Origin of the sequence: Streptomyces sp. NPDC023723 (genome assembly GCF_040639815.1) — a bacterium.
Classification (GTDB): Bacteria; Actinomycetota; Actinomycetes; order Streptomycetales; family Streptomycetaceae; genus Streptomyces.
This window is the reverse complement of record NZ_JBFAAP010000002.1, coordinates 271,641-296,320: the sequence shown is the minus strand read 5'-3', so window position 1 is coordinate 296,320 and position 24,680 is coordinate 271,641. Positions and strand designations below refer to the sequence as shown.

Here is a 24,680-nt window from a genome sequence, read left to right as displayed (position 1 = left end):
GTGGACCGCCGGGATCCACTGAGGAAAACCCCACCCTGCTTACGGTTTCTTTAGCAGGCTCTAGACTCGCAGTCGTCTCAGTAGTGACAGGTACGGACAGCGACGGACAGTGACGAACAGGGAGTGAGGGACGGACGTGCCGGAACCGACCGTCGTCACGGCGGCGGACTACTTCCAGTCGTACTCGGTCGTCGGACTGCTCGCCGTCGTCGGCGTGCTCTTCGTGGCCGTGGCGTTCGGCGCGGGCCGCCTGCTGCGCCCGGTGGTCCCCACGCCCGAGAAACTCCTGACCTACGAGTGCGGGGTCGACCCCGTCGGCGAGGGCTGGGCGCACACCCAGGTCCGTTACTACGTCTACGCGTTCCTGTACGTGGTCTTCGCCGTCGACTCGATCTTCCTGTTCCCCTGGGCGACGGTCTTCGCCGCACCCGGGTACGGTGCGACGACGCTCGTGGAGATGTTCATCTTCCTCGGCTTCCTGGCCGTGGGCCTGCTGTACGCATACAAGAAGGGCGTCCTGGCATGGACGTGACGCCGCCCGAACAGCCCGAACGTTCTGAACAGCCCGAACGGTCCGAACAGCTCGAACGGTCCGATCAGCTCGAACGGCCCGAACCCGTGCTGCTGCCGGAACCGAAGCGGCTCGGTGCCCTCTCCCGGCTCGCCCCCGAGCCGATGAAGGTCGTCCTCAACTGGGGCCGCCGGTACTCGTTGTGGGTCTTCAACTTCGGACTCGCCTGCTGCGCGATCGAGTTCATCGCCGCGTCGATGGCCCGCCACGACTTCATCCGCCTCGGCGTGATCCCGTTCGCGCCGGGCCCGCGCCAGGCCGACCTGATGGTCGTCTCGGGCACGGTGACGGACAAGATGGCCCCCGCCATCAAACGGCTGTACGAGCAGATGCCCGAGCCGAAGTACGTCATCTCCTTCGGCGCGTGCAGCAACTGCGGCGGCCCGTACTGGGACTCGTACTCCGTGACGAAGGGCGTCGACCAGATCATCCCGGTCGACGTCTACGTCCCCGGCTGCCCGCCGCGCCCCGAGGCGCTGCTCCAGGGCATCCTCAAGCTGCAGGAGAAGATCGCCCAGGAGTCGCTGGGGGAGCGGTACGGCACCTCGCGGCCGTCGGCGACGGCGCTGCGGAGCGGTTTGGTACGGGCGCCCGCGCCGGGTCCGGGGCCGGGTCCGGCATCGGCATCGGCATCGGGATCGGGGGAGGGTCGATGAGCGGGGTCGGCTGGCTGCCCGCCGACGCCGCGGAACTCTTCGGCCCCGAGGCCACGGCCGAGGAGTCCTACGACGTCCTGACGGTGGACGTCCCCCCGGCGGACTGGATCACGGCCCTGCGCACCGCCCGCGACCGGCTGGGCTGCACCTACTTCGACTGGCTGAGCGCGGTCGACGAACCGGGCACGGGCTTCCGCGTCGCGGCGCACGTCGCCGCCCTGTCGCCGGTACGGCGGCTGCTGCTGCGGACGACGGTCCCGCACGAGACCGCGGTACTGCCCACCGCGGTCGACGTGTACGCGGGCGCGGCGTGGCACGAGCGCGAGACCCACGAGATGTTCGGCGTCGTCTTCGAGGGCCACCCGGGGCTGGATCACCTTCTCCTGCCGGAGACCTTCGAAGGCAACCCGCTGCGCAAGGACTTCGTCCTCGCCGCCCGGGTCGCCAAGGCGTGGCCGGGCGCGAAGGAGCCGGGGGAGTCCTCGGCGGGCACCGGACACGCCGGCCCCCGGCGCCGCCAGATGCTCCCGCCGGGCGTCCCCGACCCGAACGAGTGGGGCCCCCTCAAGGGCCAACTCCCTGCTGCCCCGGCCCGCCCGGCCCGCGGCCCCGCCCGCCCACCCGGCACCACGGGCGACCGCCCGGTCCGCCGGACCCGCTCGGCCACGGAGGGCTCCGCCGGCCAGGTGGGAGCGGATGCCGGCCAGGCGGGGGCGGATGCCGGCCCGACGAGGGCGGTGCGGCGGTCTCGTACGGCGGCGGAGGGGTCGGCGAGCCAGGCGGCACCGGGGAGCGCGTCTCCGACACCGGTGCGGCGGTCCCGTACGGCGGCGGAAGGCTCCGCCAGCCAGGCGGCACCGCCCGCCGAGCCTTCGCCGGCCCCATCGGCCCCGTCAGCCCCGTCCGGCCCGCCAGGTGAGACGACGGTCTCTCGTAGTGGGACCGAAGAGACCGGCGGTTCCCAGGACACCTCCGCCACCCCCCGCAGCCCGGACGCCCCGTGGCACCACGCCCGCCCGGCCTTCGACGAACCCACGGCCGAGCCGCGACGCGACCCGGACGACGAATCACCCGCACCCGCACCTGGACCCGACGCCGACGCCGACGCCGACGCCGCACCCGACCCCGAACTCGCACCCGACGCCGACCCCGACGCCGCACCCGACCCTGGCAAGGGCTCCGCACCCGGCCCCGACCCCGGCAAGGGCTCCGCTCCCGACCCCGACCCCGGCAAGGGCTCCGCACCCGCACGCGACCCCGAACCCGACCAGCGCTCCGCCCCCAAGAACCCCCCGGGAGGCCCGCAGTGAACGACGCGCTCGACGTCATCCTGCGCCTCCTCGTCGTCTTCGTCGTCTTCCTCGCGTTCCCGCTGATCGTCGGCCAGACCGAGCACAAGGTGATGGCCCACATGCAGGGCCGCCTCGGCCCGATGTACGCCGGCGGCTTCCACGGCTGGGCCCAGCTCGTCGCGGACGGCGTGAAGTTCGCGCAGAAGGAGGACATCGTCCCCGCGGGCGCGGACCGCCGTATCTTCCAGCTCGCCCCCGCCGTCGCCCTGCTCCCCTACCTCCTCGTTCTCCTGGCCGTCCCGGTCGGCCCCGGCGAGGGCGCGGTCGGCCAGGCCGTCGACGCCGGGATCTTCTTCGTCCTCGCCGTGATGGGCGTCGGCGTGCTCGGTTCGCTCATGGCCGGGTGGGCCTCCGCCAACAAGTTCTCCCTGCTCGGCGGCCTGCGCACCGCCGCCCAGCTCCTCGCCTACGAACTCCCCATGCTGCTCGCCGCCGCCTCGGTCGCGATGGCCGCCGGCACGGTGTCGCTGACCGGCATCCTCGACGCCTTCGCGTGGTGGTGGCTGCCCTGGCAGATCGTCGGCGCCCTGGTCTTCTTCGTGGCGGGACTGGCCGAACTGCAGCGCCCGCCCTTCGACATGCCGGTCGCCGACTCCGAGATCATCTTCGGCGCGTACACCGAGTACACCGGCCTGCGTTTCGCGCTCTTCCTCCTCGCCGAGTACGCCGGGATCGTCGTCCTGTGCGGCCTGACCACCGTCCTCTTCCTGGGCGGCTGGCACGGCCCGTGGGGCGCCGACGGCCTCGGCTGGGTGTGGACCCTGCTGAAGACCGCCGTCCTCGCCTTCGTCGTGATCTGGCTCCGCGTCACCTACCCCCGCCTGCGCGAGGACCAGCTCCAGAAGCTCTCCTGGACCCTCCTCGTCCCCCTCGCCCTCGCCCAGATCGCCCTCACCGGCGTCGTCAAGGTGGTGATCCAGTAACCATGGCCCCCATTCCAGGAAGTGGCCTGGCCAAGGGCCTGGCCGTCACCCTGCGCACGATGACGAAGAAGACCGTCACCGAGCAGTACCCGGACGTCCAGCCCGACCTTCCGCCCCGCAGCCGCGGCGTGATCGGCCTGTTCGAGGAGAACTGCACGGTCTGCATGCTGTGCGCCCGCGAGTGCCCGGACTGGTGCATCTACATCGACTCGCACAAGGAGACGGTCCCCGCGGCGGCCCCCGGCGGCCGCGAACGCAGCCGCAACGTCCTGGACCGCTTCGCCATCGACTTCTCCCTGTGTATGTACTGCGGTATCTGCATCGAGGTCTGTCCTTTCGACGCCCTGTTCTGGTCACCCGAGTTCGAGTACGCGGAGACCGACATCCGCGACCTCACCCACGAGCGCGACAAGCTCCGCGAGTGGATGTGGACGGTCCCGGCCCCGCCCGCCCTCGACCCCGGCGCCGAGGAACCCAAGGAACTCGCCGCCGCCCGCAAGACCGCCGAGAAACTGGCGGCGGCAGCCGAAGCCGAGCCCCGGGAGGGCGACGCGTGAGCCTCGCGGCCGAAACCCACGGCTTCCTCTCCCCGACCGGCGTCGAGATCGCCTTCCTCCTCGTCGGCCTGGTCACCTTCGGCGCCGCGCTGGTCACCGTGACCACCCGGCAGCTCGTGCACGCCGCCCTGTGGCTGGTGGTGGCCCTCGGCGGCCTCGCCGTCGAGTACCTCCTGCTCACCGCCGAGTTCATCGCCTGGGTGCAGGTCCTCATCTACGTCGGTTCCGTCGTCGTCCTCCTGCTGTTCGGGCTGATGCTCACCAGGGCCCCCATCGGCCGCTCGCCGGACGCCGACTCCGGCAACCGCTGGGCCGCCCTGGCCGTGGCCGTCGCCGCCGCGGCGGCCCTGGTCTGGGTGGTCGCCGACGCCTTCCGCACCACCTGGATCGACCTCGACGGCCCGGCCGCCGGCTCCACCGCCGTCACCGGGGCGAGCCTCTTCCAGCACTGGGTCCTCCCCTTCGAGGCCCTCTCCGTCCTCCTCCTCGCCGCCCTCGTCGGCGCGATCGTCCTGTCCCGCAAGGCCAAGGCCGACCAGCCGGGCGCCGACCAGCCCGACGCCGATCAGCCGGGCCCCGGCCAGCCGGGCGCCGACCAACCCGACGCCGATCAGCCGGGCCCCGGCCAGCCGGGCGCCGACCAGCCCGACGCCGATCAGCCGGGCCCCGGCCAGCCCGACGCCGACCAGCCGGACGCCGGCCAGCCCGACGCCGGCACGGGTGCCGAGAGGGACGGTGTCCGCTGATGCACCTCGCCTACCCCGCCGTCCTGTCCGCCCTCCTCTTCTGCACCGGCCTCTACGGCGTCCTCGCCCGCCGCAACGCGATCCTGGTCCTGATGTCGGTCGAGCTGATGCTCAACGCCGTCAACCTCAACCTGGTCGCCTTCGACGTCTGGCTCAGCAGGACCGCCGCGGAGACCCTGCACTCCGGGCAGGCCCTGACCCTGTTCACCATCGCCATCGCCGCCGCCGAGATCGGCATCGGCCTGGCGATCGTGCTCGCCGTCCACCGCAACCGCGGCACCGCGGACATCGACCGGCTCCGCGACACCGCCGAGGGCCCCGACCCGGACGACCCCGACCCGGACGACCCCGACGCCCCCGTCACCGGGACGGCCGCCGAGAAGGCTGAGGCCACCGCGTGACCACGACCAACCTCGCCGTCCTCGTCCCCCTCCTTCCCTTCCTCGGCGCCGCCGCCGGCCTGCTCCTGGGCCGTACCGCACCCGGTTTCGTCCGTCCGCTCGCCGTGCTGCCGACGCTCGCCGCGTTCGCCCTCGCCGTGGCCGTCGCCGCGCGCCAGGGCGGCGGCCGGGCGATCGACGCCGCCACCGAACTGACCCCCACCGGCTCCGTCCCGATCGAACTCGCCCTGGGCATTGACGGCTTCGCCGCCCTGGTCGCCGTCCTGGTCGGCCTGGTCGCCACCTGCGTGCAGCTCTACTCCACGGGCTATCTGCGCGACGACCCGCGCTACCCCTCGTACGCCGCGCTCGTCTCCCTGTTCACCTCCGCCATGCTGCTCGTCGTCTACTCCGGCGACCTGATGGTGCTGCTGGTCGGCTGGGAGGTCATGGGCATCTGCTCCTACTTCCTGGTCGGCCACTACTGGGAGACCCCGGAGGCCCGGGCCGCCTCCCTCAAGGCGTTCCTGGTGACCAAGCTCGGTGACGTCCCCTTCCTGATCGGTCTGTTCGCGCTGGCCGGCGACGCCGGTTCGTTCCGGATCACCAGGATCCTCGGCGCGGTCGCGAGCGACGGCGGCCTGGACCACCCGACCCTGATCGCGCTGCTGCTGCTGGCCGGAGTGGCGGGCAAGTCGGCGCAGTTCCCGCTGCACACCTGGCTGCCCGACGCGATGGCGGGCCCGACCCCCGTCTCCGCGCTGATCCACGCGGCGACGATGGTCGCCGCCGGTGTCTACTTCACCGCCCGGCTCCTTCCGGTCTTCGAGGCGTCGCACGCCGCGATGGCCGTCCTGGCCGTCATGGCCGCGGTCACGATGACCGGCTCGGCGCTCGCCGCGCTCGCCCAGGACGACATCAAACGCGTCCTCGCCTACTCGACGATCGGCCAGCTCGGGTACATGACCGGCGCCCTCGCCGTCGCCGACCGCGGTGCCGCCGTCTTCCACCTCCTGTCCCACGGCGCCTTCAAGGCGCTGCTGTTCCTCGCCGCCGGCGTGCTCATCCACGCCGCCGGCACCAACTCACTGGCCGCCATGTCCCGGATGCGGGACCTGCGCGCCCGGGTCCCCGACGCCTACTGGACGATGACCGTCGCGCTGCTCGCGCTCGCCGCGATCCCTCCCTTCAGCGGCTTCTTCTCCAAGGAGTCCGTCCTGAGCGCCGCCGAGCACGTGGCCGGCGGCCACACCGAGCATGCCCCGGCCGCCGCCGGCTGGACCGTGCTCGTCGCCGGACTGCTCACGGCCCTGCTCACCGCGGCCTACGCGACGCGCCTGTGGCTGCTGGCCTTCCGCGGCCACGGCGCCGAGGCCCCCGACCACGGCCGGCAGCCGGTGACCATGAACGCCGTGCTCTGGGTGCTGGCGATCCCCTCCCTCGTGTTCGGCGGACTCGCCTTCCGCCTGCTGCCCGACTGGTTCGACGGCCGGGACCTCACCCCGACGCTCACCACCTCCGTGCTCGGCACCGGTGTCGCCCTGGTCGGCGGCATCGTCACCTACGGCGCCTGGCGGCACACCACCGCGCTCGCCGCCCGGGTACCGCTCGGCGCGGTCGCGGCGCACCCGGAGAGCGACGCCGGCGTGGTGGAGGCCGAGGCCATCGCCAGCCACCGGCCCGCCTACGGGGACGTGGCCCAGGCCCCCGACCCGGCCGACCCCGGACGGCTGCTCCTCGGCCCGCTGCACCGGCACGCGGCCGTCGGCTTCCACCTGGACGCCGGGTACGAGGCGCTCTTCGTCCGCCCGGTCCGGGCCGGCGCGAGGCTCGTCCGGTTCCTGGACCGCGAGGTCGTCGAGACCTACGTCCGCGGGGCGGGCGCCCTGCCCCGCTGGCTGGGAGCCGCCGTACGCCGCGCCCAGACCGGCAATGTGCAGACCTATGTGAGCGCGCTGCTCGCCGGCACCGTCGTCCTCGCGGTCGCCGCCGTCCTCGTCGCCACGGGAGCGTGAGCAGGCGTGATCGATATCAACGAGTCCGTGATGCAGGTCCTTCTGGCGTTGATCGTCGTCGGCCCGCTCCTCGGCGCCGTCGCCGCCCTGCTGCCCGCGCCGCCCGGACTGAAGGGGAAGTCACCGGAGCAGGCCGTACTGCGGCACGGCGTCACCGTGACCGGTGCCGTGCTCATCGCCGCGATCGTCCTCGCGCTCGGCTTCGACCACGACCAGCCGTCGAGGATGCAGGCCACGACCGACATCAGCTGGATCCCCGCACTCGACGTGCGCATCCACCTCGGCATCGACGGCATCTCCCTCCCCCTCCTGGTCCTGACCGCGCTGCTGACGTTCCTGTGCGCGCTCTACTCGTACTTCAAGATGCCGCCGGGCCCGACCCCGAAGGCATTCGTCGCGCTGCTGCTCGTCCTGGAGTCCGGCACGCTCGCCAGCTTCGCCGTCCTCGACCTGATCCTGTTCTTCCTCGCTTTCGAGATGGTCCTGGTCCCGATGTACTTCCTCATCGCCCGCTGGGGCGGCGAGGGCCGGGCCGAGGCCGCCTGGAAATTCATCCTGTACACGCTCCTCGGCTCCGTGGTCATGCTGCTCGGCCTGCTCCTGATCGGAATCAAGGCGGGCACTTTCGACATGGTGGCACTCGCCACTGACAACGGCCGGTCGCTGACCACATCCGTGCAGGTCATCGCGGTATTGGCGGTCGGCATCGGGCTCGCGGTAAAGACCCCGATGTGGCCGCTGCACAGCTGGCTGCCGGACGCCCACACCGCCGCGCCCACCGTCGGCTCGGTCCTGCTGGCCGGTGTGCTCCTGAAGATGGGTACGTACGGGTTCGTCCGGATCGTCCTCCCGGTCGCCCCCGACGGGTTCCGCACCTTCGCGCCGTACCTGGCCGCCTTCGCCGTCGTCGGCGTCATCTACGGATCCCTGGCCTGCCTGGCCCTCGCCCGGCGCGGCGCCAAGGGCGACCTCAAACGCCTCATCGCCTACTCCTCCGTCGGCCACATGGGCTTCGTCCTGCTCGGCATCGCCACCATGACGCCGACCGGAGTCAACGGCGCCCTGTTCGCCAACATCGCCCACGGCCTCATCACCGGCCTGCTCTTCTTCCTGGTCGGCGCGCTCAAGGACCGCACCGGCTCCACCGACCTCGACACCCTGGCCGAGGAGACCGGAGCCGCGCTCTACGGCAAGGCACCCCGCCTCGGCGGCCTGCTGGCCTTCGCCGCCGTCGCCTCGCTCGGACTGCCGGGACTGGCCGGGTTCTGGGGGGAGATGCTCGCCCTGTTCGGCGCGTTCGACCCCGCGCCCGGACTCAGCCGCCCCGCCTTCCTCACCTTCATGGCCATCGCCGCGTTCGGCACGCTGCTGACCGCCGCCTACCTGCTGATCGTGGTCCGCCGCGTCTGCATGGGCGCCACCGCGCCGGACACCCCGGCCCTCCCCGACGTCCGCCGCTACGAGTTCGCGGCCTGGACCCCGCTCGTCGCCCTCACCGTCGTCGCCGGACTGTGGCCGAAGGCCCTGCTCGGCCTGACCGACCCGGCCGTTCAGCAGCTCCTCGCAGGAGGCACCCGATGAGCGCCCTGGCCGCCCTGCCGCTGACGCAGAACCTGGCCCAGAACCTCGTGCAGTCCGTCGACTGGCTCGCGATCGCACCGCCCACCCTGACCGCCGTGATCGGACTCGCCGCCCTGGTCGCCGACCTCTTCCTCAAGGACGGCCGGAAACCGCTCCTGGGCTGGCTGTCGGTAGCCGGGCTGGCCGCCGCGCTGCTCCTGCTGCTGCCCCTGCTGGACGGCGACCGCGCCACCTTCTGCCTGAGTGACGGCACGCGCGCGTGCAGCTACGTGGCCGACCCGTTCACCCTGGTCATCCAACTCCTGGTGCTGGGCGGCGCCCTGGTGGCCGCGCTGCTGTCGGTCACCACCCTGAAGGACGCCGACCGGGGCCTGCCCGAGGGCGAGTTCTGGTTCCTGCTGCTGTCCTCCGCGGCCGGCGCCGCCCTGCTGCCCGCCTCCCGGGACCTCGCGACCCTGGTCGTCGCCCTGGAGGTCGCCTCGCTGCCCGCCTTCGCCCTGGTGGGCCTGCGCCACGGCGACCGGCGCTCCTCCGAAGCGGCCCTGAAGTTCTTCCTCTCCTCGGTCACCGCGACCGCCGTCAGCCTCCTGGGCATCAGCTTCGTGTACGCCGCCACCGGCACCCTGCACCTCACCGAGATCGCGCAACGCGTCCAGGACGTCGACGGGCAGTTCACCACCCTGGTCCACACCGGCGTCGTCCTCACCCTGGTCGGCTTCGCCTTCAAGACCGCCGCGGTCCCCTTCCACTTCTGGGTGCCCGACACCTACGTGGGCGCGCCGCTGCCGATCGCCGCCTACCTGTCCGTCGTCGGCAAGGCGGTCGGCTTCTCCGGCCTCATCCTGGTCACCGTCGTCGCCCTCCCGTCGTACGCCGACGTCTGGGGCCCGGCGCTGGCCGCGCTCGCCGCCCTCACCATGACCGCCGGCAACGCCGGCGCCCTCCGGCAGCGGGGCACGCGCGCGTACAGCGCCGTACGCCTGCTCGCCTGGTCGTCCGTCGGACAGGCCGGCTACCTCCTGGTGCCGATCGCCGCCGCCGCGTACTCGGAGGACCCCGAGCGGTCCATCGGCTCCACCGTCGCCTACGCCCTCATGTACGGCGCCGTGAACCTGGGCGCCTTCACGGTCGCCGCCCTGGTGGGCCGCACGAGGTCCGGCAACCGCCTGACCGACTACCGCGGCCTGTACGCCACCAACCCGCTCGCCGCCCTCCTCCTGGCGTTCTTCCTGCTCTGCCTCGCCGGGCTGCCGCCCGGCATCATCGGCCTGTTCGCCAAGGTCACCGTCTTCTCCGCGGCCGTCGACGCCGGCCTCGGCTGGCTCGCCGTGATCATGGCTGTGAACGTCGTCGTCGCGCTGTACTACTACCTCCGCTGGACCGCCCTGCTGTTCCGCGCCGCCCCGGAGGGCGAGACCAGCGGCCACCGCGCCCCGGCCCCGCTCACCGCCGCCCTCGCGGTCACCGCGGTCCTGGCCGTCGTCCTCTCCGGCGCGCCCCAGCTGATCCTCCGCTTCGCCGGCACCGGGCTCTTCTGACCCCCGGCCCGCCCGCGGCCCCGTAGTCGTCCCGCTCACCCGGACGGCCCACGCCCGCCCCCGCGTCGTCCGGGGAACTGGCGGCCGTCGCCTGGCGTTGACCAGTACGGAAGGGTCCACTGGACGTGTCACCACACACCGGTGGCAGCGACAGACCGGAAGCGACCACAGCGAGCGAGATCAGCAAGCAACGGGCTCAAGCAAAGGGTTCCCCTGCTGCACCATTGGAGGGCGTACCGTGCACCGCCGGCACAACGGGCTCAGGACCGCAGTACTCCTCGGGGGACTGTCCGCGCTCATCATCGTCATCGGCAGCTTCTTCGGCCGAGCCGGGCTGGTCGTCGCCGTCCTCGTCGCCCTGGGCACCAACGCGTACGCGTACTGGAACAGCGACAAGCTGGCGCTGCGCGCCATGCGGGCCCGCCCGGTCAGCGAGTTCGAGGCCCCGGGGCTGTACCGCATGGTGCGTGAGCTCTCCACCCAGGCCCGCCAGCCCATGCCCCGCCTGTACATCTCCCCGACGGAAGCCCCGAACGCCTTCGCGACCGGCCGCAATCCGCGCAACGCGGCGGTGTGCTGCACCGACGGCATCCTGCGCCTGCTCGACGAGCGCGAGCTGCGCGGCGTCATCGGCCACGAGCTGAGCCACGTCTACAACCGCGACATCCTCATCTCCTCGGTGGCCGGCGCCCTCGCCTCGGTGATCATGTTCCTGGTCAACTTCGCCTGGCTGATCCCCATCGGCCGCTCCGACGACGACGACGGCCCCGGCCTCCTGGGCATGCTCCTGATCATGCTGCTCGGCCCGCTGGCCGCCAGCCTGATCCAGCTGGCCATCAGCCGCTCCAGGGAGTACGAGGCCGACGCGTCCGGCTCCCAGCTCACCGGCGACCCGCTCGCCCTCGCCAGCGCCCTGCGCAAGCTCGACGTGGGCACCAAGCAGCTCCCGCTTCCCCCCGAGCCCCGTATCGAGACGGCCAGCCACATGATGATCGCCAACCCGTTCCGCCCCGGGCAGGGCCTCTCGAAGATGTTCTCCACCCACCCGCCGATGGCGGAACGCATCGCCCGACTCGAGAAGATGGCAGGTCGCACGCAGTGAAGACCATCCTCAACATCATCTGGCTCGTCCTGAGCGGCTTCTGGCTGTTCCTCGCCTACCTGCTCGCGGGCGTGCTCCTGTGCGTCACGATTATCGGCATCCCGTTCGGCATAGCGGCGTTCCGGATCGGCGTCTACGCCCTGTGGCCCTTCGGGTACACCACGGTCGAACGCCGGGACGCGGGCGCCGCCTCCTGCGTCGGCAACGTGCTCTGGCTGGTCCTCGCGGGCTGGTGGCTGGCCCTCGGCCACATCCTCACGGGCATCGCGCTGTGCGTGACGATCATCGGCATCCCGCTCGGCATAGCCAACTTCAAGCTGATCCCGGTCTCGCTGCTCCCGCTGGGCCGCGACATCGTCCGCACCGACCAGCCGTTCACGGCCCGCTGAACACCGGCGGCACACCCGAAAGGCAGCTCCGCTTCCTTTCCCGCTCCGCCCGACCGAACGGACCGCCGTACCCGCAACCGCCATCCCACTCGTTGCGTCTTCAACTTAGACAGAACGTCACAGAAGCAACGCGCCGCACAGCGGTTTCGCAGCGCGGGCACAGGGAGAGAGGGCAGGTTCAGGGCATGACCGTCATCAGTTGGATCATCCTGGGGCTGCTGGCCGGAGCCATCGCCAAGGTCCTGTTGCCGGGCCGCGACCCGGGCGGCCTCATCGGCACGACCCTCATCGGCATCGCCGGCGCGTTCATCGGCGGCTGGATATCGGCCCGCTGGCTGGACCACCCGATCACGAACGACTTCTACGACGGGGCCACCTGGGCGGCCGCGATCGGCGGCTCGTTCGTCCTCCTGGTCGCCTACCGCCTTCTGTTCGGCAACTCGCGGGACTGAGACCCCCGGAGCGCGGCCGGCGAACGGGGAAGGGCGGGCACCAGCCGGTGCCCGCCCTTCCCCGTGCCCGCCTGGGACCGGATCACCGGTAGTTCACGAACTGGAGTGCGAAATCGAAGTCCTTGCCCTTCAGCAGCGAGATCACGGTCTGGAGATCATCCCGGCTCTTGGAGCTGACCCGCAGCTCATCGCCCTGCACCTGGGCCTTCACGGCCTTCGGGCCCTCGTCCCGGATGATCTTCGCCACCTTCTTCGCGTTGTCCTGGGAGATGCCCTCCTCGATGGACGCGAAGATCTTGTACTCCTTGCCGGAGAGCTGCGGCTCACCGGCGTCCAGCGCCTTCAGCGAGATGCCGCGCTTGATCAGCTTGGACTGGAAGACGTCGAGGATGGCCTTGACCCGGTCCTCGGAGTTCGCCTCCAGGAGGATCTTCTCGCCGGACCACGAGATCGAGGCGCCCACGCCCTTGAAGTCGTAGCGCTGCGAGATCTCCTTGGCGGTCTGGTTGAGGGCGTTGTCGACCTCCTGCCGCTCGACCTTCGAGACGATGTCGAAACTGGAGTCGGCCATGTCCTGTGGCTCCTTGGATCGGGGTGCGTGTCGGACAAGCCTAGCCACCCGTCGCCCGCCGGGCGCAGACCAATCAGGTGGCGGAGCACCCCTGCCCATCGGGTATTGTTTACGTCGTTGCCACGGAGCACCGCCGAAAAGCGGTTCGAAGGGCAGCGAACCCCGGCGGTGTGCCCGAGCGGCCAAAGGGAGCAGACTGTAAATCTGCCGGCTCAGCCTTCCCAGGTTCGAATCCTGGCGCCGCCACACTGGGGAAGACCCCCTCCATCTGCGGAAACGCAGTGTGGAGGGGGTCTTTGTCATAGGGCTGCGGCACACTGGGCCCATGTCGTCCCGTCGCCGTCTCTGCCCCGCCTGCCGTCGCGAGATCGCCGTCGTCGCCGGCCGGTACGCGCGGCACGATCCGCCCGGCGCCCGGGAGAGCGGGGAGCTCACGTCCTGCCCCGGCTCCCGCCGGCCGGCCCAGATCGGCGCCGCGCAGCCCTCGCTGGACGGCTATGCCGTGCCCGACTTCCCCGGGCAGCTGCCCCTGTTCTGAACAGCCGGCACGGCCGCCACAGCCGCCCAGACCGCTCAGTTCCCCGCGACCGACTTCACGGCCACCGACACCGGCGTCGACCCGCTGACCAGTTCCAGCGTCAGGCCGGCCGTCGCCGAGGTGTCCACCAGTTCCGCCAGCACCGCGGCCACGTCGTCGCGCGGGACCGGGCCGCGGCCGGTACGCGCCTCGAGGCGGACCAGGCCGGTGCCGGCGTCGTCGGTGAGGGCGCCCGGGCGCAGGATCGTCCAGTCCAGCGCGGCCAGCGACCGTACGTACGCGTCGGCCTCGCCCTTGGCACGCAGGTAGACGTCGAAGACCTCGTCGCCCTGGTGCCCGGGGTCGGCGGCCATGGACGACACGACCACGAAACGGCGTACACCCGCGCGGACGGCCGCGTCCGCGAACAGTACCGCCGCGGCCTTGTCCACCGTCTCCTTGCGGGAGGTGCCGCTGCCCGGGCCCGCGCCCGCCGCGAAGACCGCCGCGTCCGCGCCCCGCAGCCGCTCGGCGACCTCGTCGACCGAGGCCGACTCCAGGTCCAGGACGACCGGTTCGGCCCCGGCCGCCCGCAAGTCGTCGGCCTGCCCGGCCTTGCGGATGATGCCCGCCACCTCGTCCCCGCGCGCGGCGAGCAACCGCTCCAGCCGCAGCGCGATCTGACCATGACCACCAGCGATGACAATGCGCATGTCTTCGACCGTACGCCTCGGCGGACGTCCGCGCCGCACGGCTTCCCGGCCGCCTTCCCAGCGACCCGACGGAACCGGACCAGATCACTCCGCTCACCGCCCGACGGAACGTCAAGGCAACTGCCCCCGGCCCTGCCGGGGCAGCCCCAGCTCCGTGGCCGTCGAGCAGTCGCCGTACTCCCGCACCGCGCTGGTACGCGCCACCACGCGCCCCCCGTGCACCACGACACGGCTGTACGCCAACGAGAGCGCCCCGGCGAGCCGGTCGCCGCGCACCGCGAGGAGTTCGGCCGGGAAACCCGCCTCCACCCGGACCTCGGGCAGGCCCAGCGCCGCCCGCGCCGCCCCGCTCACCGCCTCGTACGCCTCCTCCGGCCGCAGCCCGTGCCGGGAGGCCAGCAGATACGCGGCCTCCAACGGGTCCCCGCGCCCCACCGGGTTGGCCAGGTCCCGCAGCGCGCCGCTGCCGGCCGCCACCCGCACCCCGGCCCGCCGCAGCAGCCCTACCGGAGCCGGCGCGCGCCGGCCCGCGTCGCCGCAGCCGCCCTGCGGCAGACACACCACCGTCACCCCGGCCGCCGCCAGTTGGTCCGCCGTGCGGTGCGCCACCTCGGCCGGCAGCCCGTCCAGACCGCCGCACGGGCCCAGGGTCACCCCCGGCCGCAGCCCGCCCGCCATCGCCGCCAGCCGGGCCAGCCGGGCCGGGTCGGCGGCGTCCGTGTGCAGGTCGACGGGGCAGCCGTGCTCGGCGGCGACCTCCAGGACCGCCTCCACGTACCCGGTCGGATCGGGGTCCCGGTCCGGGCACCCGCCCACCACCCCCGCGCCCATCTTCAGCGCGTCCCGCAGCATCGCCAGCCCGTCCGCCCCGGCCGTCCCGGTCAGCACCCTCGGCATCGCCACCGGTGTCAGCTCGACCAGCCCGCGCAGCGCCCGCCGGGCCCGCAGTACGGCGGTCAGGGCGCCGAGCCCCGGCACGTCGCCCACCCGCACGTGCGCCCGCAACGCCGTGGCGCCGTGCCCCAGTTGCAGCAGCGCCGCCTCGGTGGCCCGGCGCTGCACGTCCAGCGGCTGGTCGGAGACCGGCCCGCCGGAGTCGGCGGTCAGGGCGGTGTCGGCGTGCGCGTGCGGCTCGGCGGGGGCCGGCAGGAGCAGGTAGCCGGTGAGGTCCACCCGGCCGCCGGCCCCGGGCGGGCCGGCGGCCGCGAGGCTGCCCGCCGTGCCGACGGCCTCGATCCGGCCGCCGTACAGCCGTACGTCCACGGTCCGGCCGTCGGCGAGCCGGGCCCCCGACAGCAGCAGTGCGCCGGGGCCGGCCGGGCCCGGGCGGGACGAGGAGTGGGACGGCTGCTGCGGCTGGCTGTCGGGCATCGCGCTCCTCTGGGCTCGGGGCTGCGCAGTGGGGGACGCATGATCACGCAGAGTGAGTCGAGCCTAGGGCGGTGATCAGCCCGTGGCGGGGAGGAGCGCAATAGTCGTACCGGTGTGGTCAGACCTCTCAGGCGGGCCCGAAACGGATTTGGGCGAACGGCGGCCGACCGTGTAATGTCTTCATCGCTCGCCCCAATAGCTCAGTCGGCAGAGCGTCTCCATGGTAAGGAGAAGGTCTACGGTTCGATTCCGTATTGGGGCTCTGGTGTGAGAGGTTCCCGCCGCGAGGCGGGACTCGATCGCATCGCAGCGGTGTAGCTCAGTCGGTAGAGCAAGCGGCTCATAATCGCTGTGTCACCGGTTCAAGTCCGGTCACCGCTACTCTAAGTAGCCGATTGCGGGGTCGGTCCTTCGATCGGCTACTCTTCTATGCGTTAACCCAGTCCCATCCGTTCGTCAAGGAGCACTCACGTGGCTGCCACCGACGTCCGCCCGAAGATCACGCTGGCCTGCGTGGAGTGCAAGGAGCGGAACTACATCACCAAGAAGAACCGGCGTAACAACCCGGACCGACTGGAGATGAAGAAGCACTGCCCGCGTTGCAACGCGCACACCGCGCACCGCGAAACGCGATAGTTTCAGGCTCGTACGCGAGGCCGTCCCCGAAGGCTGGGGGCGGCCTCGCGTCGTTTCATCCAGCAGGAACCGCAGCAGGAACCAGCAGCAGGAGGTACCGGGCCCATGGCGCTCGACCAGTCCTTCGTGGGGCGGACCTACCCGCCCACCGCGCCCTACGAGGTGGGCCGGGAGAAGATCCGCGAGTTCGCGGAGGCGGTGGGTGACGCCAACGCGGCGTACACCGACCCAGAGGCCGCCAGGACGCTCGGTCACCCCGACGTGATCGCGCCGCCCACCTTCGTGTTCTCCATCACCTTCCGGGCCGCCGGCGTGGTCATCCAGGACCCGCAGCTCGGCCTCGACTACAGCCGGGTGGTGCACGGCGACCAGAAGTTCGCCTACGTCCGCCCCGTGCGCGCCGGTGACCGGCTCACCGTCACCTCCACCATCGAGACGGTCAAGTCCCTCGCGGGCAACGACATCCTGGACATCCGCGGCGAGGTGCACGACGAGGCCGGCGAGCTCGTAGTGACCGCCTGGACCAAGCTGGTCGCCCGCGCGGCCGAGGGGGCGTGAGCAACCGATGACGGCGAAGATCGCGTACGACGACGTCGAGGTCGGCACCGAACTGCCGGCCCAGTCCTTCCCCGTGACCCGCGACACCCTCGTCCGGTACGCGGGGGCGTCCGGGGACTTCAACCCGATCCACTGGAACGAGCGGTTCGCCAAGGAGGTCGGCCTGCCGGACGTCATCGCGCACGGCATGTTCACCATGGCCGAGGCGATCCGGGTGGTCACCGACTGGACCGGCGACCCGGGCGCGGTCGTCGAGTACGGCGTCCGCTTCACCAAGCCGGTCGTCGTCCCGGACGACGGCCAGGGCGCCGTCATCGAGGTCAGCGGCAAGGTCGCCGCCAAGCTCGACGACCACACCGTGCGGGTCGACCTCACGGCGACCAGCGCCGGACAGAAGGTGCTCGGGATGTCCCGGGCGGTCGTGCGGCTGGGCTGAGCCCTGCATGAGCAGCGGTAAGGGGCGTTCCGCCAAGGGGACGCCCCTTACCTGTCGCCCCTTTCCTGTCCGCAGGGCTTGCGCGGGTTAGTGATTGAGTACTAACTTTGTCGCATGGTCAGGATGAGTGCGGAGGAGCGGCGCGAGAGCATCGTCCGCGCGGCGATGTCCGAGTTCGCCCGCGGCGGCTACTACGGCACGTCGACCGAGGCGATCGCCAAGCGGGTCGGTGTCTCGCAGCCGTATCTCTTCCGGCTTTTCCCCGGCAAGCAAGCGATCTTCCTCGCCGCGGCGGAGCGGTGCATCGAGGAGACCATCCGCACGTTCGAGGAGGCGGCCGAGGGCCTGGCGGGCGACGCGGCCCGGCACGCCATGGGCCACACCTACTCCGAGGTCATCATGGAGCGGCCGGAACGGCTGCTCATGCAGATGCAGATGTACCTCACCGTGGGCGCCGCCGAGCAGGCGGGCGACCGCGAGTTCGGTGAGCTGGTGCGGGCCGGGTGGATGCGGCTGTGGGACACGGTGCACCTGCTGGGCGGCGGAAACATCACCGAGACGGGTGACTTCATGGCGAAGGGGATGCTCATCAACACCCTGGTGGCCATGGGGTTCCCGCCCGGACACCGGGTCTGGGAAGGCGTGTACGGGACCGGACGTCCGTAAGGGCTGGGGGCGCGTCCTCGCGGGCCCTTTTTTTGACCATAAAAGTTAGTCATCAATAACTAACCACTGAGTCAGTGACAACCTCTGGGGGAGTCATGTCACAGCAGCAGCAACAGATCGCACGCCGCGGGGGAGCGGCCTGGGCGCTCGTCATCACCAGCGTGGCCGGATTCATGGCCGCCCTGGACAACCTCGTCGTCACCACCGCGCTGCCCGCCATCCGCGAGGACCTCGGCGGCGCGCTGCACGACCTCGAATGGACGGTGAGCGCCTACACGCTCACCTTCGCCTGCCTGTTGATGACCGGCGCGGCCCTCGGCGACCGCTTCGGCCGCCGCCGGCTCTTCCTGGTCGGCACGGCGGTCTTCACCGCGGCCTCCGCCGCGGCCGCCCTCGCACCCGGCATCGGCGGCCTCATCGCGGCCCGCGCGGTGCAGGGCGTCGGCGCGGCGATCATGATGCCGCTGACGCTCACCCTGCTGACGGCCGCGGTACCGGCCGCCAGGCGCGGCATGGCGTACGGCATCTGGGGCGCGGTCAACGGGCTCGCGGTGGCTTCCGGACCGCTGATCGGCGGCGCGCTGACCGAGCACATCTCCTGGCAGTGGATCTTCTGGCTGAACGTGCCGCTGGGCATCGCCCTGCTGCCGCTCGCCCGCCTGCGGCTCGCCGAGTCCCACGGCACCGGCACCCGGCTCGACATACCCGGCACCCTGCTCGCGAGCGGCGGTCTGTTCGGCGTCGTCTACGGACTCGTCCGCGGGCCCGCCGACGGCTGGACCGACAGCGTGGTCCTGCTGTCCCTGTTCGCCGGGGCCGCGCTGCTCGCCGGGTTCGTCCGGCACGGCATCCAGGCCAGCAACCCGGTGCTCCCGATGCGGCTGTTCCGCTCCCGGGCGTTCGCCGGGATCAACGCGGCCAGCCTGCTGATGTTCCTCGGCGTGTTCGGTTCGGTCTTCCTGCTCAGCCAGTACCTCCAGGGCGTGCTCGGCTACTCGCCCACCGAGGCGGGCCTGCGCATGCTGCCCTGGACCGGCATGCCCATGATCGTCGCGCCGATCGCCGGCCTGCTCGCCGACCGGGTCGGCGGCCGGCCCGTGGTCGCCGCCGGACTCTTCCTCCAGGCCGCCGGCCTCGGCTACCTGGGCCTTGTCATCACCGAGGACGCCTCCTACGCCGTCCAGCTGCCCGGCCTGATCATCTGCGGTATCGGCATGGCCCTGTACTTCGCCCCCGCCGCCCACCTCGTGATGTCCAGCGTCCGAAGCCACGAACAGGGCGTCGCCTCCGGGGCGAACAACGCCCTGCGCGAGGTCGGCGGCGCGCTCGGCGTCGCCGTGATGGGCTCGATCTTCTCCGCCCAGGGCGGCTACGAGAGCGCGCTGTCCTTCGTCGACGGACTGCGGCCCGCGCTCGTCACCGGCGCCGCGGCGGTCGCGGTCGGCGCGGTGGCGGTGCTGCTGATCCCGGCGCGCCGCCCGGCCGCCCCGGCCGACGACGGCGGCGCGACGGCGTCCGCGCCCGCCCTGGAAACCGCCTCCCGCTGAGTCCCGGCCCGCAACCCGGAGAAGGAGTCCGCCATGCCCACCCTGCCCTGGATCACGCCGCACACCCCGCCGGCCGCCACCGACGGCCGGAGCGCCCCCGACGTGCACGTCTTCGCCTCCCGCTTCGAGACCCGCACCCTGTGGGGAGCGCTCCGCTTCCTCGCCCGGACCCCCGGCGTATGGCGCCAGGTGGGGCGGGCGCCCGGCGCGTACGGCGCGTCCCTGCGGGCCCAGCCCTTCCGGCGGACCTTCTGGACGCTGTCCGCCTGGGAGTCGCCCCACGCCCTCAAGGAGTTCGCCCGCTCGGGCGCCCACGGGCCGGCGGCCGGCGGGCTGGCCGGGCAGATGAAGGACGCGAAGTTCGTCTCCTGGACGGCGAGCGGCGACAGCCTCCCGGCCGACTGGGACGAGGCGCTGCGGCGCCTCGGCTGAGCCCGCACGCGCGCGTACTGGCGAGGAACGGTCCGGGCCGTTCCTCGCCCGTGGCGTTGTCAGTGGCTTCTCGTAGTCTTGGGCGCGTGCAGGAACTCCACGACGCCCCCCTCGCCCCGCTGACCACCTTCCGGCTGGGCGGTCCCGCGACCCGGCTGGTCACCGCCACCACCGACGCCGAGGTGATCGCCGCCGTCCGCGAGGCCGATGCCACCGGTACGCCGCTGCTGGTGATCGGCGGCGGCTCCAACCTGGTCGTCGGCGACAAGGGCTTCGACGGCACCGCACTGGTCGTCGCCACCAAGGGCTTCGCCCTCGACGGCACCCGCCTGGAGCTGGCCGCCGGCGAGGTGTGGACCGACGCCGTCGCCCGCACGGTCGAGGCGGGACTCGCCGGCGTCGAATGCCTGGCCGGCATCCCCGGCTCGGCCGGCGCGACCCCGATCCAGAACGTGGGGGCGTACGGCCAGGAGGTCGCCGCCACCATCACCGAGGTGGTCGCCTACGACCGCACCACCGGGGAGACAGTCGTTCTCACCGCCGAGGAGTGCGGGTTCTCCTACCGCCACAGCCGCTTCAAGGCCGATCCCGACCGGTATGTCGTCCTGCGCGTCCGCTTCGCGCTGGAGGACGCCGGCGGGCTCTCCGGGCCGGTCAAGTACGCCGAGACCGCCCGCGCCCTCGGCGTCGAGCCCGGCGACCGGGTCCCGCTGGCGGCCGCCCGGGAGACCGTGCTGAAGCTGCGCGCGGGCAAGGGCATGGTCCTCGACCCCGAGGACCACGACACCTGGTCGGCCGGGTCGTTCTTCACCAACCCGATCCTCACCGACGAGGAGTTCACCGCCTTCCACGCGCGCGTGCGGGCCCGGCTCGGCGACGACGTGCAGCCGCCCGCCTACCCGGCCGGTCCGGGCCGTACCAAGACGTCGGCCGCCTGGCTGATCGACCGGGCGGGCTTCACCAAGGGCTACGGCACCGGCCCGGCCCGGATCTCCACCAAGCACACCCTGGCCCTGACCAACCGGGGCTCGGCCACCACGGAGGACCTGCTCGCCCTGGCCCGCGAGGTCGTCGCCGGGGTCCACGACGCCTTCGGGGTCACCCTCGTCAACGAGCCGGTGACGGTCGGCGTCAGCCTCTGAGCCGCCCGCCCCCGGCCCCGCCTCAGTGGGCGACCCCGACCGCCTGCCGCACCGTCTCGGGGTCGGCGAGGGACGCGAGCATCGCGTGGGCCACGTCCGCGCGGGCCACGAAGCGGCCCTTGGGCGGATTGCCGCCGACGACCCGGCGGTAGCGGCCGGTGCCGGGCCGGTCCTGGAGCCGCGGCGGCCGTACGACCGTCCAGTCGGCGGCACTGGCGGCCAGTTCCGCCTCCATCCGGCGCAGATCGCCGTAGACGTCTCCCAGGACCCGCCAGAGCACGGCCCGCAGGCCGCGGTCCACGAGGCCGTCCCCGTCCGACACCGGGCCGAGCGGCGCGGCGCTGACCACCACCAGCCGCCGCACCTCCTGCGCCGCCATGGCCGCCAGCACCGTACGGGTCAGCCGGCTGGTGACGCCGGCGTCGCCGCGGCCGCGCGCGCCGAGCCCGGACAGCACCGCGTCCCGCCCGGCGACCGCGGGCCGCAGCCGCTCGGCGTCGGACAGGTCCGCGCGGAACACCTCCAGGCGGTCACCGGTCACCGGCAGCCGGGCCGGGTCCCGTACCACCGCCGTGACCTCGTGCCCGGCGGCCAGCGCCTGCCGGACTATCTCCCGGCCCACACCGCCGGTGGCTCCGACCACGGTCAGCCGCATGGCGTACCTCCCCTGTTCGACGGGCGACTCGCTCAATCGTCGCCCGGAGGCGCCGCGCCGATCCAGGCGTCCACGTCGGACAGCAGTTTTGTCTTGATGTCCTCGGGCGCCGCCGAGCCGCGCACCGACTGCCGGGCCAGCTCGGCCAGTTCGGCGTCCGTGAAGCCGTGGTGGCGGCGCGCGATCTCGTACTGCGCCGCCAGCCGGGAGCCGAACAGCAGCGGGTCGTCGGCGCCCAGCGCCATCGGCACCCCCGCGTCGAACAGCTTGCGCAGCGGCACGTCCTCGGGTTTCTCGTAGACGCCCAGGGCCACGTTGGACGCCGGGCACACCTCGCAGGTGATCTGCCGGTCCGCGAGCCGTTTCAGCAGCCGCGGGTCCTCCGCGGCCCGTACGCCGTGCCCGATCCGGTCGGCGTCCAGGTCGTCCAGGCAGTCCCGGACCGAGGCCGGGCCGGTCAGCTCGCCGCCGTGCGGCGCGGACAGCAGCCCGCCCTCCCGGGCGATGGCGAACGCCCGGTCGAAGTCCCGGGCCATGCCGCGCCGCTCGTCGTTGGAGAGCCCGAAGCCGACCACGCCGCGCTCCGCGTAGCGCACCGCGAGCCGGGCCAGCGTCCGCGCGTCCAGCGGGTGCTTCATCCGGTTCGCGGCCACCAGCACCCGCATCCCGAGCCCGGTCTCCCGCACCGTGCTGTCCACCGCGTCCAGGATGACCTCCAGCGCCGGGATCAGACCGCCCAGGCGCGGCGCGTACGAGGTCGGGTCGACCTGGATCTCCAGCCACCCCGAGCCGTCCCTGAGGTCCTCCTCGGCGGCCTCCCGCACCAGCCGCTGGATGTCCTCGGGCTCTCTGAGGCACGAGCGGGCCGCGTCGTAGAGCCGCTGGAAGCGGAACCAGCCGCGTTCGTCCGTCGCCCGCAGCTTCGGCGAATGGCCGCCGGACAGCGCCTCGGTCAGGACGTCGGGCAGCCGGACACCGTGCTTGTCGGCGAGTTCCAGCAGGGTGGCGGGGCGCATCGACCCGGTGAAGTGCAGGTGCAGATGGGCCTTCGGCAGCTCAGAGACATCACGTACACGCTCCATCCCAGGATCTTGCCGTACGCCACGCGGATCCCGGTAGCCGGTTCCCCGTACGGGGTCTTGCTCGCACAAAAAATGGGGGCCGCCCAGGATTCCTCCCTGAGCGGCCCCCGACGAGCGGTGCGGGGTCAGTCCCTGGCCTCCGCCAGCAGCTTCTGGATGCGGCTCACGCCCTCGACCAGGTCCTCGTCGCCCAGCGCGTAGGAAAGGCGCAGGTAGCCGGGGGTGCCGAAGGCCTCGCCGGGCACCACCGCGACCTCGGCCTCCTCCAGGATGAGCGCGGCCAGCTCCACCGTGTTCTGCGGGCGGCGGCCGCGGATCTCCTTGCCGATCAGCGCCTTGACCGACGGATAGGCGTAGAACGCGCCCTCCGGCTCGGGGCACAGGACGCCGTCGATCTCGTTGAGCATCCGCACGATGGTCTGGCGGCGGCGGTCGAACGCCTCGCGCATGGTCGCCACCGCGTCCAGGCTGCCGGAGACGGCGGCGAGGGCCGCGGCCTGCGACACGTTCGCGACGTTGGAGGTGGCGTGCGACTGGAGGTTGGCGGCCGCCTTCACCACGTCCTTGGGGCCGATCACCCAGCCGACCCGCCAGCCGGTCATCGCGTACGTCTTGGCGACACCGTTGACCACGACGCACTTGTCGCGCAGCTCGGGCACCACGGCCGGCAGCGACACGGCGGCGGCGCCGCCGTAGACCAGGTGCTCGTAGATCTCGTCGGTCAGCACCCACAGGCCGTGCTCGACGGCCCAGCGGCCGATCGCCTCGGTCTCGGACTCGGAGTAGACCGCGCCGGTCGGGTTGGACGGGGAGACGAAGAGGACGACCTTGGTCTTCTCCGTGCGGGCCGCCTCCAGCTGCTCGACGCTGACCCGGTAGCCGGTCGTCTCGTCCGCGACGACCTCGACCGGGACACCGCCGGCCAGCCGGATCGACTCGGGGTACGTCGTCCAGTACGGCGCCGGGACGATGACCTCGTCGCCCGGGTCGAGGATCGCGGCGAACGCCTCGTAGATGGCCTGCTTGCCGCCGTTGGTGACCAGGATCTGGGAGGCGTCGACCTCGTAGCCGGAGTCGCGCAGCGTCTTCGCGGCGATCGCGGCCTTCAGCTCGGGCAGGCCGCCGGCCGGGGTGTAGCGGTGGTACTTCGGGTTCTTGCAGGCCTCGATCGCCGCCTCGACGATGTAGTCGGGGGTCGGGAAGTCGGGCTCACCGGCGCCGAAGCCGATCACCGGACGCCCGGCGGCCTTGAGTGCCTTCGCCTTGGCGTCGACGGCGAGGGTGGCGGACTCGGAGATCGCGCCGACTCGGGCGGAGACCCGGCGCTCGGTGGGAGGGGTTGCAGCGCTCATGCGCCCCATCGTTCCAGACCGGAAACCTGCCCGGCACGCGGGTTTCACGTACTGAACAGGTCCGGACAAAGGGCTGAACAACAGTCCGGAACCGCCCTCCGGCCAGGGCGATCTTCGGTCACACCGGGCGGAGGGGCCGCTCACTGGCCCTTTCTGTTCGACGCCCGGCGCCGAACCACGTACACTCACACCTCGTCGGCCTCCAGCAGCCCGCGCTCATCCGGTGCACACCAAGCACCCGGGCGGATGCGGTACGTTGGGGGACACACAAAGGGTCGTAGCTCAATTGGTAGAGCACTGGTCTCCAAAACCAGCGGTTGGGGGTTCAAGTCCCTCCGGCCCTGCTACACACACCTTCGCCAGGATGTGTGCGCATGTACGTACAGCAATGCACCGCCGTGCGGCTCAGACCGGGCGCGGCACGGCCACGACCCGGAATCAGGTGAGGACGAGTGACGGACGCCGTGGGCTCCATCGACATGCCTGATGCCCAGGACGAGGCGCCGGACTCCAAGAAGAAGCAGCGCAAGGGCGGCAAGCGTGCCAAGAAGGGCCCCCTGAAGCGTCTCGCGCTCTTCTACCGCCAGATCATCGCGGAACTCCGCAAGGTGGTCTGGCCGAGTCGCAATCAGCTGACGACGTACACCACTGTGGTGATCATCTTCGTCGTCATCATGATCGGCCTGGTCACCGTGATTGACTATGGGCTCAGCCACGCCGCCAAGTACGTCTTCGGCTGA

The 24,680-nt window shown here is 72.1% G+C and carries 27 protein-coding genes, 4 tRNA genes and 1 pseudogene; 26 read left to right on the top strand and 6 right to left on the bottom strand.

Going from position 1 to position 24,680, the window contains the following annotated elements:
- The first annotated feature begins 136 nt into the window (after positions 1 to 136).
- From AB0G32_RS04210 to AB0G32_RS04150, 13 genes and pseudogenes are all read left to right on the top strand, one after another.
- Positions 137 to 532 carry an NADH-quinone oxidoreductase subunit A gene (locus tag AB0G32_RS04210; RefSeq protein WP_361157810.1) on the top strand — a complete coding sequence of 132 codons (396 nt, stop codon included), beginning with the start codon at positions 137 to 139 and terminating at the stop codon, positions 530 to 532.
- The gene (locus tag AB0G32_RS04205) at positions 523 to 1,227 is read left to right on the top strand and encodes an NADH-quinone oxidoreductase subunit B family protein (protein ID WP_361157808.1); all 705 of its coding nucleotides are present in this window, start codon (positions 523 to 525) and stop codon (positions 1,225 to 1,227) included. Before AB0G32_RS04210 ends, AB0G32_RS04205 begins: the two co-directional genes overlap by 10 nt.
- Entirely contained in the window at positions 1,224 to 2,537 is a 1,314-nt protein-coding gene (locus AB0G32_RS04200) for an NADH-quinone oxidoreductase subunit C (protein ID WP_361157805.1), read from the top strand. The genes AB0G32_RS04205 and AB0G32_RS04200 overlap by 4 nt, the downstream gene beginning before the upstream one ends.
- Positions 2,534 to 3,502 (top strand): complex I subunit 1 family protein, encoded by a 969-nt coding sequence (locus AB0G32_RS04195; RefSeq protein ID WP_361157802.1) that lies wholly within the window; start codon positions 2,534 to 2,536, stop codon positions 3,500 to 3,502. Before AB0G32_RS04200 ends, AB0G32_RS04195 begins: the two co-directional genes overlap by 4 nt.
- Before the next feature lie 2 nt (positions 3,503 to 3,504).
- Entirely contained in the window at positions 3,505 to 4,059 is a 555-nt protein-coding gene (locus AB0G32_RS04190; protein WP_361157800.1) for an NADH-quinone oxidoreductase subunit I, read from the top strand.
- Positions 4,056 to 4,514: pseudogene (locus AB0G32_RS04185) on the top strand (NADH-quinone oxidoreductase subunit J); the annotation flags it as partial. The gene AB0G32_RS04190 and the pseudogene AB0G32_RS04185, both read left to right, overlap by 4 nt.
- Positions 4,515 to 4,804: 290 nt before the next feature.
- Entirely contained in the window at positions 4,805 to 5,206 is a 402-nt protein-coding gene (nuoK, locus tag AB0G32_RS04180) for an NADH-quinone oxidoreductase subunit NuoK (RefSeq protein ID WP_361157797.1), read from the top strand.
- On the top strand, positions 5,203 to 7,200 hold the full coding sequence (locus tag AB0G32_RS04175) for an NADH-quinone oxidoreductase subunit L (RefSeq protein ID WP_361157794.1): 1,998 nt from the start codon (positions 5,203 to 5,205) through the stop codon (positions 7,198 to 7,200). Before nuoK ends, AB0G32_RS04175 begins: the two co-directional genes overlap by 4 nt.
- 6 nt (positions 7,201 to 7,206) lie before the next feature.
- Positions 7,207 to 8,781: an NADH-quinone oxidoreductase subunit M gene (locus tag AB0G32_RS04170; protein ID WP_361157792.1), complete on the top strand. Its 1,575-nt coding sequence runs from the start codon at positions 7,207 to 7,209 to the stop codon at positions 8,779 to 8,781.
- Complete coding sequence (locus AB0G32_RS04165; protein WP_361157790.1) at positions 8,778 to 10,319, top strand: NADH-quinone oxidoreductase subunit N; 1,542 nt, start codon at positions 8,778 to 8,780, stop codon at positions 10,317 to 10,319. The genes AB0G32_RS04170 and AB0G32_RS04165 overlap by 4 nt, the downstream gene beginning before the upstream one ends.
- A gap of 238 nt (positions 10,320 to 10,557) precedes the next feature.
- Positions 10,558 to 11,421 (top strand): zinc metalloprotease HtpX, encoded by an 864-nt coding sequence (htpX, locus tag AB0G32_RS04160; RefSeq protein ID WP_361157787.1) that lies wholly within the window; start codon positions 10,558 to 10,560, stop codon positions 11,419 to 11,421.
- Positions 11,418 to 11,810, top strand: coding sequence for a YccF domain-containing protein (locus AB0G32_RS04155; RefSeq protein WP_361157785.1), 393 nt, complete (start codon positions 11,418 to 11,420; stop codon positions 11,808 to 11,810). The genes htpX and AB0G32_RS04155 overlap by 4 nt, the downstream gene beginning before the upstream one ends.
- Before the next feature lie 185 nt (positions 11,811 to 11,995).
- Positions 11,996 to 12,262, top strand: coding sequence for a GlsB/YeaQ/YmgE family stress response membrane protein (locus AB0G32_RS04150; RefSeq protein ID WP_361157782.1), 267 nt, complete (start codon positions 11,996 to 11,998; stop codon positions 12,260 to 12,262).
- An 82-nt stretch (positions 12,263 to 12,344) separates the two neighbouring features.
- Here AB0G32_RS04150 and AB0G32_RS04145 read toward each other — a convergent pair whose 3' ends face one another.
- Positions 12,345 to 12,833: a YajQ family cyclic di-GMP-binding protein gene (locus AB0G32_RS04145; RefSeq protein WP_361157779.1), complete on the bottom strand. Its 489-nt coding sequence runs from the start codon at positions 12,831 to 12,833 to the stop codon at positions 12,345 to 12,347.
- Between the two features lie 164 nt (positions 12,834 to 12,997).
- On the opposite strand from AB0G32_RS04145, the gene AB0G32_RS04140 reads away from it, so the two are divergent.
- Positions 12,998 to 13,079: transfer RNA gene (locus AB0G32_RS04140), tRNA-Tyr, on the top strand.
- A 79-nt stretch (positions 13,080 to 13,158) separates the two neighbouring features.
- Positions 13,159 to 13,371 (top strand): hypothetical protein, encoded by a 213-nt coding sequence (locus tag AB0G32_RS04135; protein ID WP_361157777.1) that lies wholly within the window; start codon positions 13,159 to 13,161, stop codon positions 13,369 to 13,371.
- Positions 13,372 to 13,406: 35 nt separating this feature from the next.
- On the opposite strand, the gene AB0G32_RS04130 is transcribed toward AB0G32_RS04135, so the two are convergent.
- Together AB0G32_RS04130 and AB0G32_RS04125 are read right to left on the bottom strand one after the other, a co-directional pair.
- Positions 13,407 to 14,063 (bottom strand): NAD(P)H-binding protein, encoded by a 657-nt coding sequence (locus AB0G32_RS04130; protein WP_361157775.1) that lies wholly within the window; start codon positions 14,061 to 14,063, stop codon positions 13,407 to 13,409.
- A gap of 111 nt (positions 14,064 to 14,174) precedes the next feature.
- Entirely contained in the window at positions 14,175 to 15,434 is a 1,260-nt protein-coding gene (locus AB0G32_RS04125) for an amidohydrolase family protein (RefSeq protein WP_361157772.1), read from the bottom strand.
- Positions 15,435 to 15,623: 189 nt separating this feature from the next.
- Here AB0G32_RS04125 and AB0G32_RS04120 point away from each other — a divergent pair.
- The 9 genes from AB0G32_RS04120 (at position 15,624) to AB0G32_RS04080 (ending at position 20,851) form a co-directional block, all read left to right on the top strand.
- A tRNA-Thr gene (locus tag AB0G32_RS04120) sits at positions 15,624 to 15,696 on the top strand.
- A gap of 46 nt (positions 15,697 to 15,742) precedes the next feature.
- Positions 15,743 to 15,815, top strand: a tRNA-Met gene (locus AB0G32_RS04115).
- Positions 15,816 to 15,905: 90 nt separating this feature from the next.
- On the top strand, positions 15,906 to 16,070 hold the full coding sequence (gene rpmG, locus AB0G32_RS04110) for a 50S ribosomal protein L33 (RefSeq protein WP_003948671.1): 165 nt from the start codon (positions 15,906 to 15,908) through the stop codon (positions 16,068 to 16,070).
- A gap of 105 nt (positions 16,071 to 16,175) precedes the next feature.
- Complete coding sequence (locus tag AB0G32_RS04105; RefSeq protein ID WP_361157769.1) at positions 16,176 to 16,628, top strand: MaoC family dehydratase N-terminal domain-containing protein; 453 nt, start codon at positions 16,176 to 16,178, stop codon at positions 16,626 to 16,628.
- Positions 16,629 to 16,635: 7 nt separating this feature from the next.
- The gene (locus AB0G32_RS04100) at positions 16,636 to 17,064 is read left to right on the top strand and encodes a MaoC family dehydratase (protein ID WP_361157766.1); all 429 of its coding nucleotides are present in this window, start codon (positions 16,636 to 16,638) and stop codon (positions 17,062 to 17,064) included.
- Between the two features lie 114 nt (positions 17,065 to 17,178).
- Positions 17,179 to 17,730, top strand: coding sequence for a helix-turn-helix domain-containing protein (locus tag AB0G32_RS04095; protein WP_361157763.1), 552 nt, complete (start codon positions 17,179 to 17,181; stop codon positions 17,728 to 17,730).
- Between the two features lie 95 nt (positions 17,731 to 17,825).
- Complete coding sequence (locus tag AB0G32_RS04090) at positions 17,826 to 19,277, top strand: DHA2 family efflux MFS transporter permease subunit (RefSeq protein ID WP_361157760.1); 1,452 nt, start codon at positions 17,826 to 17,828, stop codon at positions 19,275 to 19,277.
- Between the two features lie 33 nt (positions 19,278 to 19,310).
- Positions 19,311 to 19,709 (top strand): DUF3291 domain-containing protein, encoded by a 399-nt coding sequence (locus tag AB0G32_RS04085; protein ID WP_361157757.1) that lies wholly within the window; start codon positions 19,311 to 19,313, stop codon positions 19,707 to 19,709.
- A gap of 86 nt (positions 19,710 to 19,795) precedes the next feature.
- Positions 19,796 to 20,851 carry a UDP-N-acetylmuramate dehydrogenase gene (locus tag AB0G32_RS04080; RefSeq protein ID WP_361157754.1) on the top strand — a complete coding sequence of 352 codons (1,056 nt, stop codon included), beginning with the start codon at positions 19,796 to 19,798 and terminating at the stop codon, positions 20,849 to 20,851.
- A 22-nt stretch (positions 20,852 to 20,873) separates the two neighbouring features.
- Here the strand turns inward: AB0G32_RS04080 and AB0G32_RS04075 are convergent, their stop codons facing one another.
- The 3 genes from AB0G32_RS04075 to AB0G32_RS04065 form a co-directional block, all read right to left on the bottom strand.
- Complete coding sequence (locus AB0G32_RS04075) at positions 20,874 to 21,506, bottom strand: SDR family oxidoreductase (RefSeq protein WP_361157751.1); 633 nt, start codon at positions 21,504 to 21,506, stop codon at positions 20,874 to 20,876.
- A 32-nt stretch (positions 21,507 to 21,538) separates the two neighbouring features.
- Complete coding sequence (locus AB0G32_RS04070) at positions 21,539 to 22,588, bottom strand: adenosine deaminase (protein WP_361157748.1); 1,050 nt, start codon at positions 22,586 to 22,588, stop codon at positions 21,539 to 21,541.
- Between the two features lie 125 nt (positions 22,589 to 22,713).
- Complete coding sequence (locus tag AB0G32_RS04065; protein WP_361157745.1) at positions 22,714 to 23,940, bottom strand: pyridoxal phosphate-dependent aminotransferase; 1,227 nt, start codon at positions 23,938 to 23,940, stop codon at positions 22,714 to 22,716.
- Between the two features lie 271 nt (positions 23,941 to 24,211).
- On the opposite strand from AB0G32_RS04065, the gene AB0G32_RS04060 reads away from it, so the two are divergent.
- Both AB0G32_RS04060 and secE read left to right on the top strand, forming a co-directional pair.
- Positions 24,212 to 24,284, top strand: a tRNA-Trp gene (locus AB0G32_RS04060).
- A 108-nt stretch (positions 24,285 to 24,392) separates the two neighbouring features.
- A complete protein-coding gene (gene secE / locus AB0G32_RS04055) occupies positions 24,393 to 24,680 on the top strand; it encodes a preprotein translocase subunit SecE (protein ID WP_190206132.1) in 288 nt (95 codons plus the stop codon).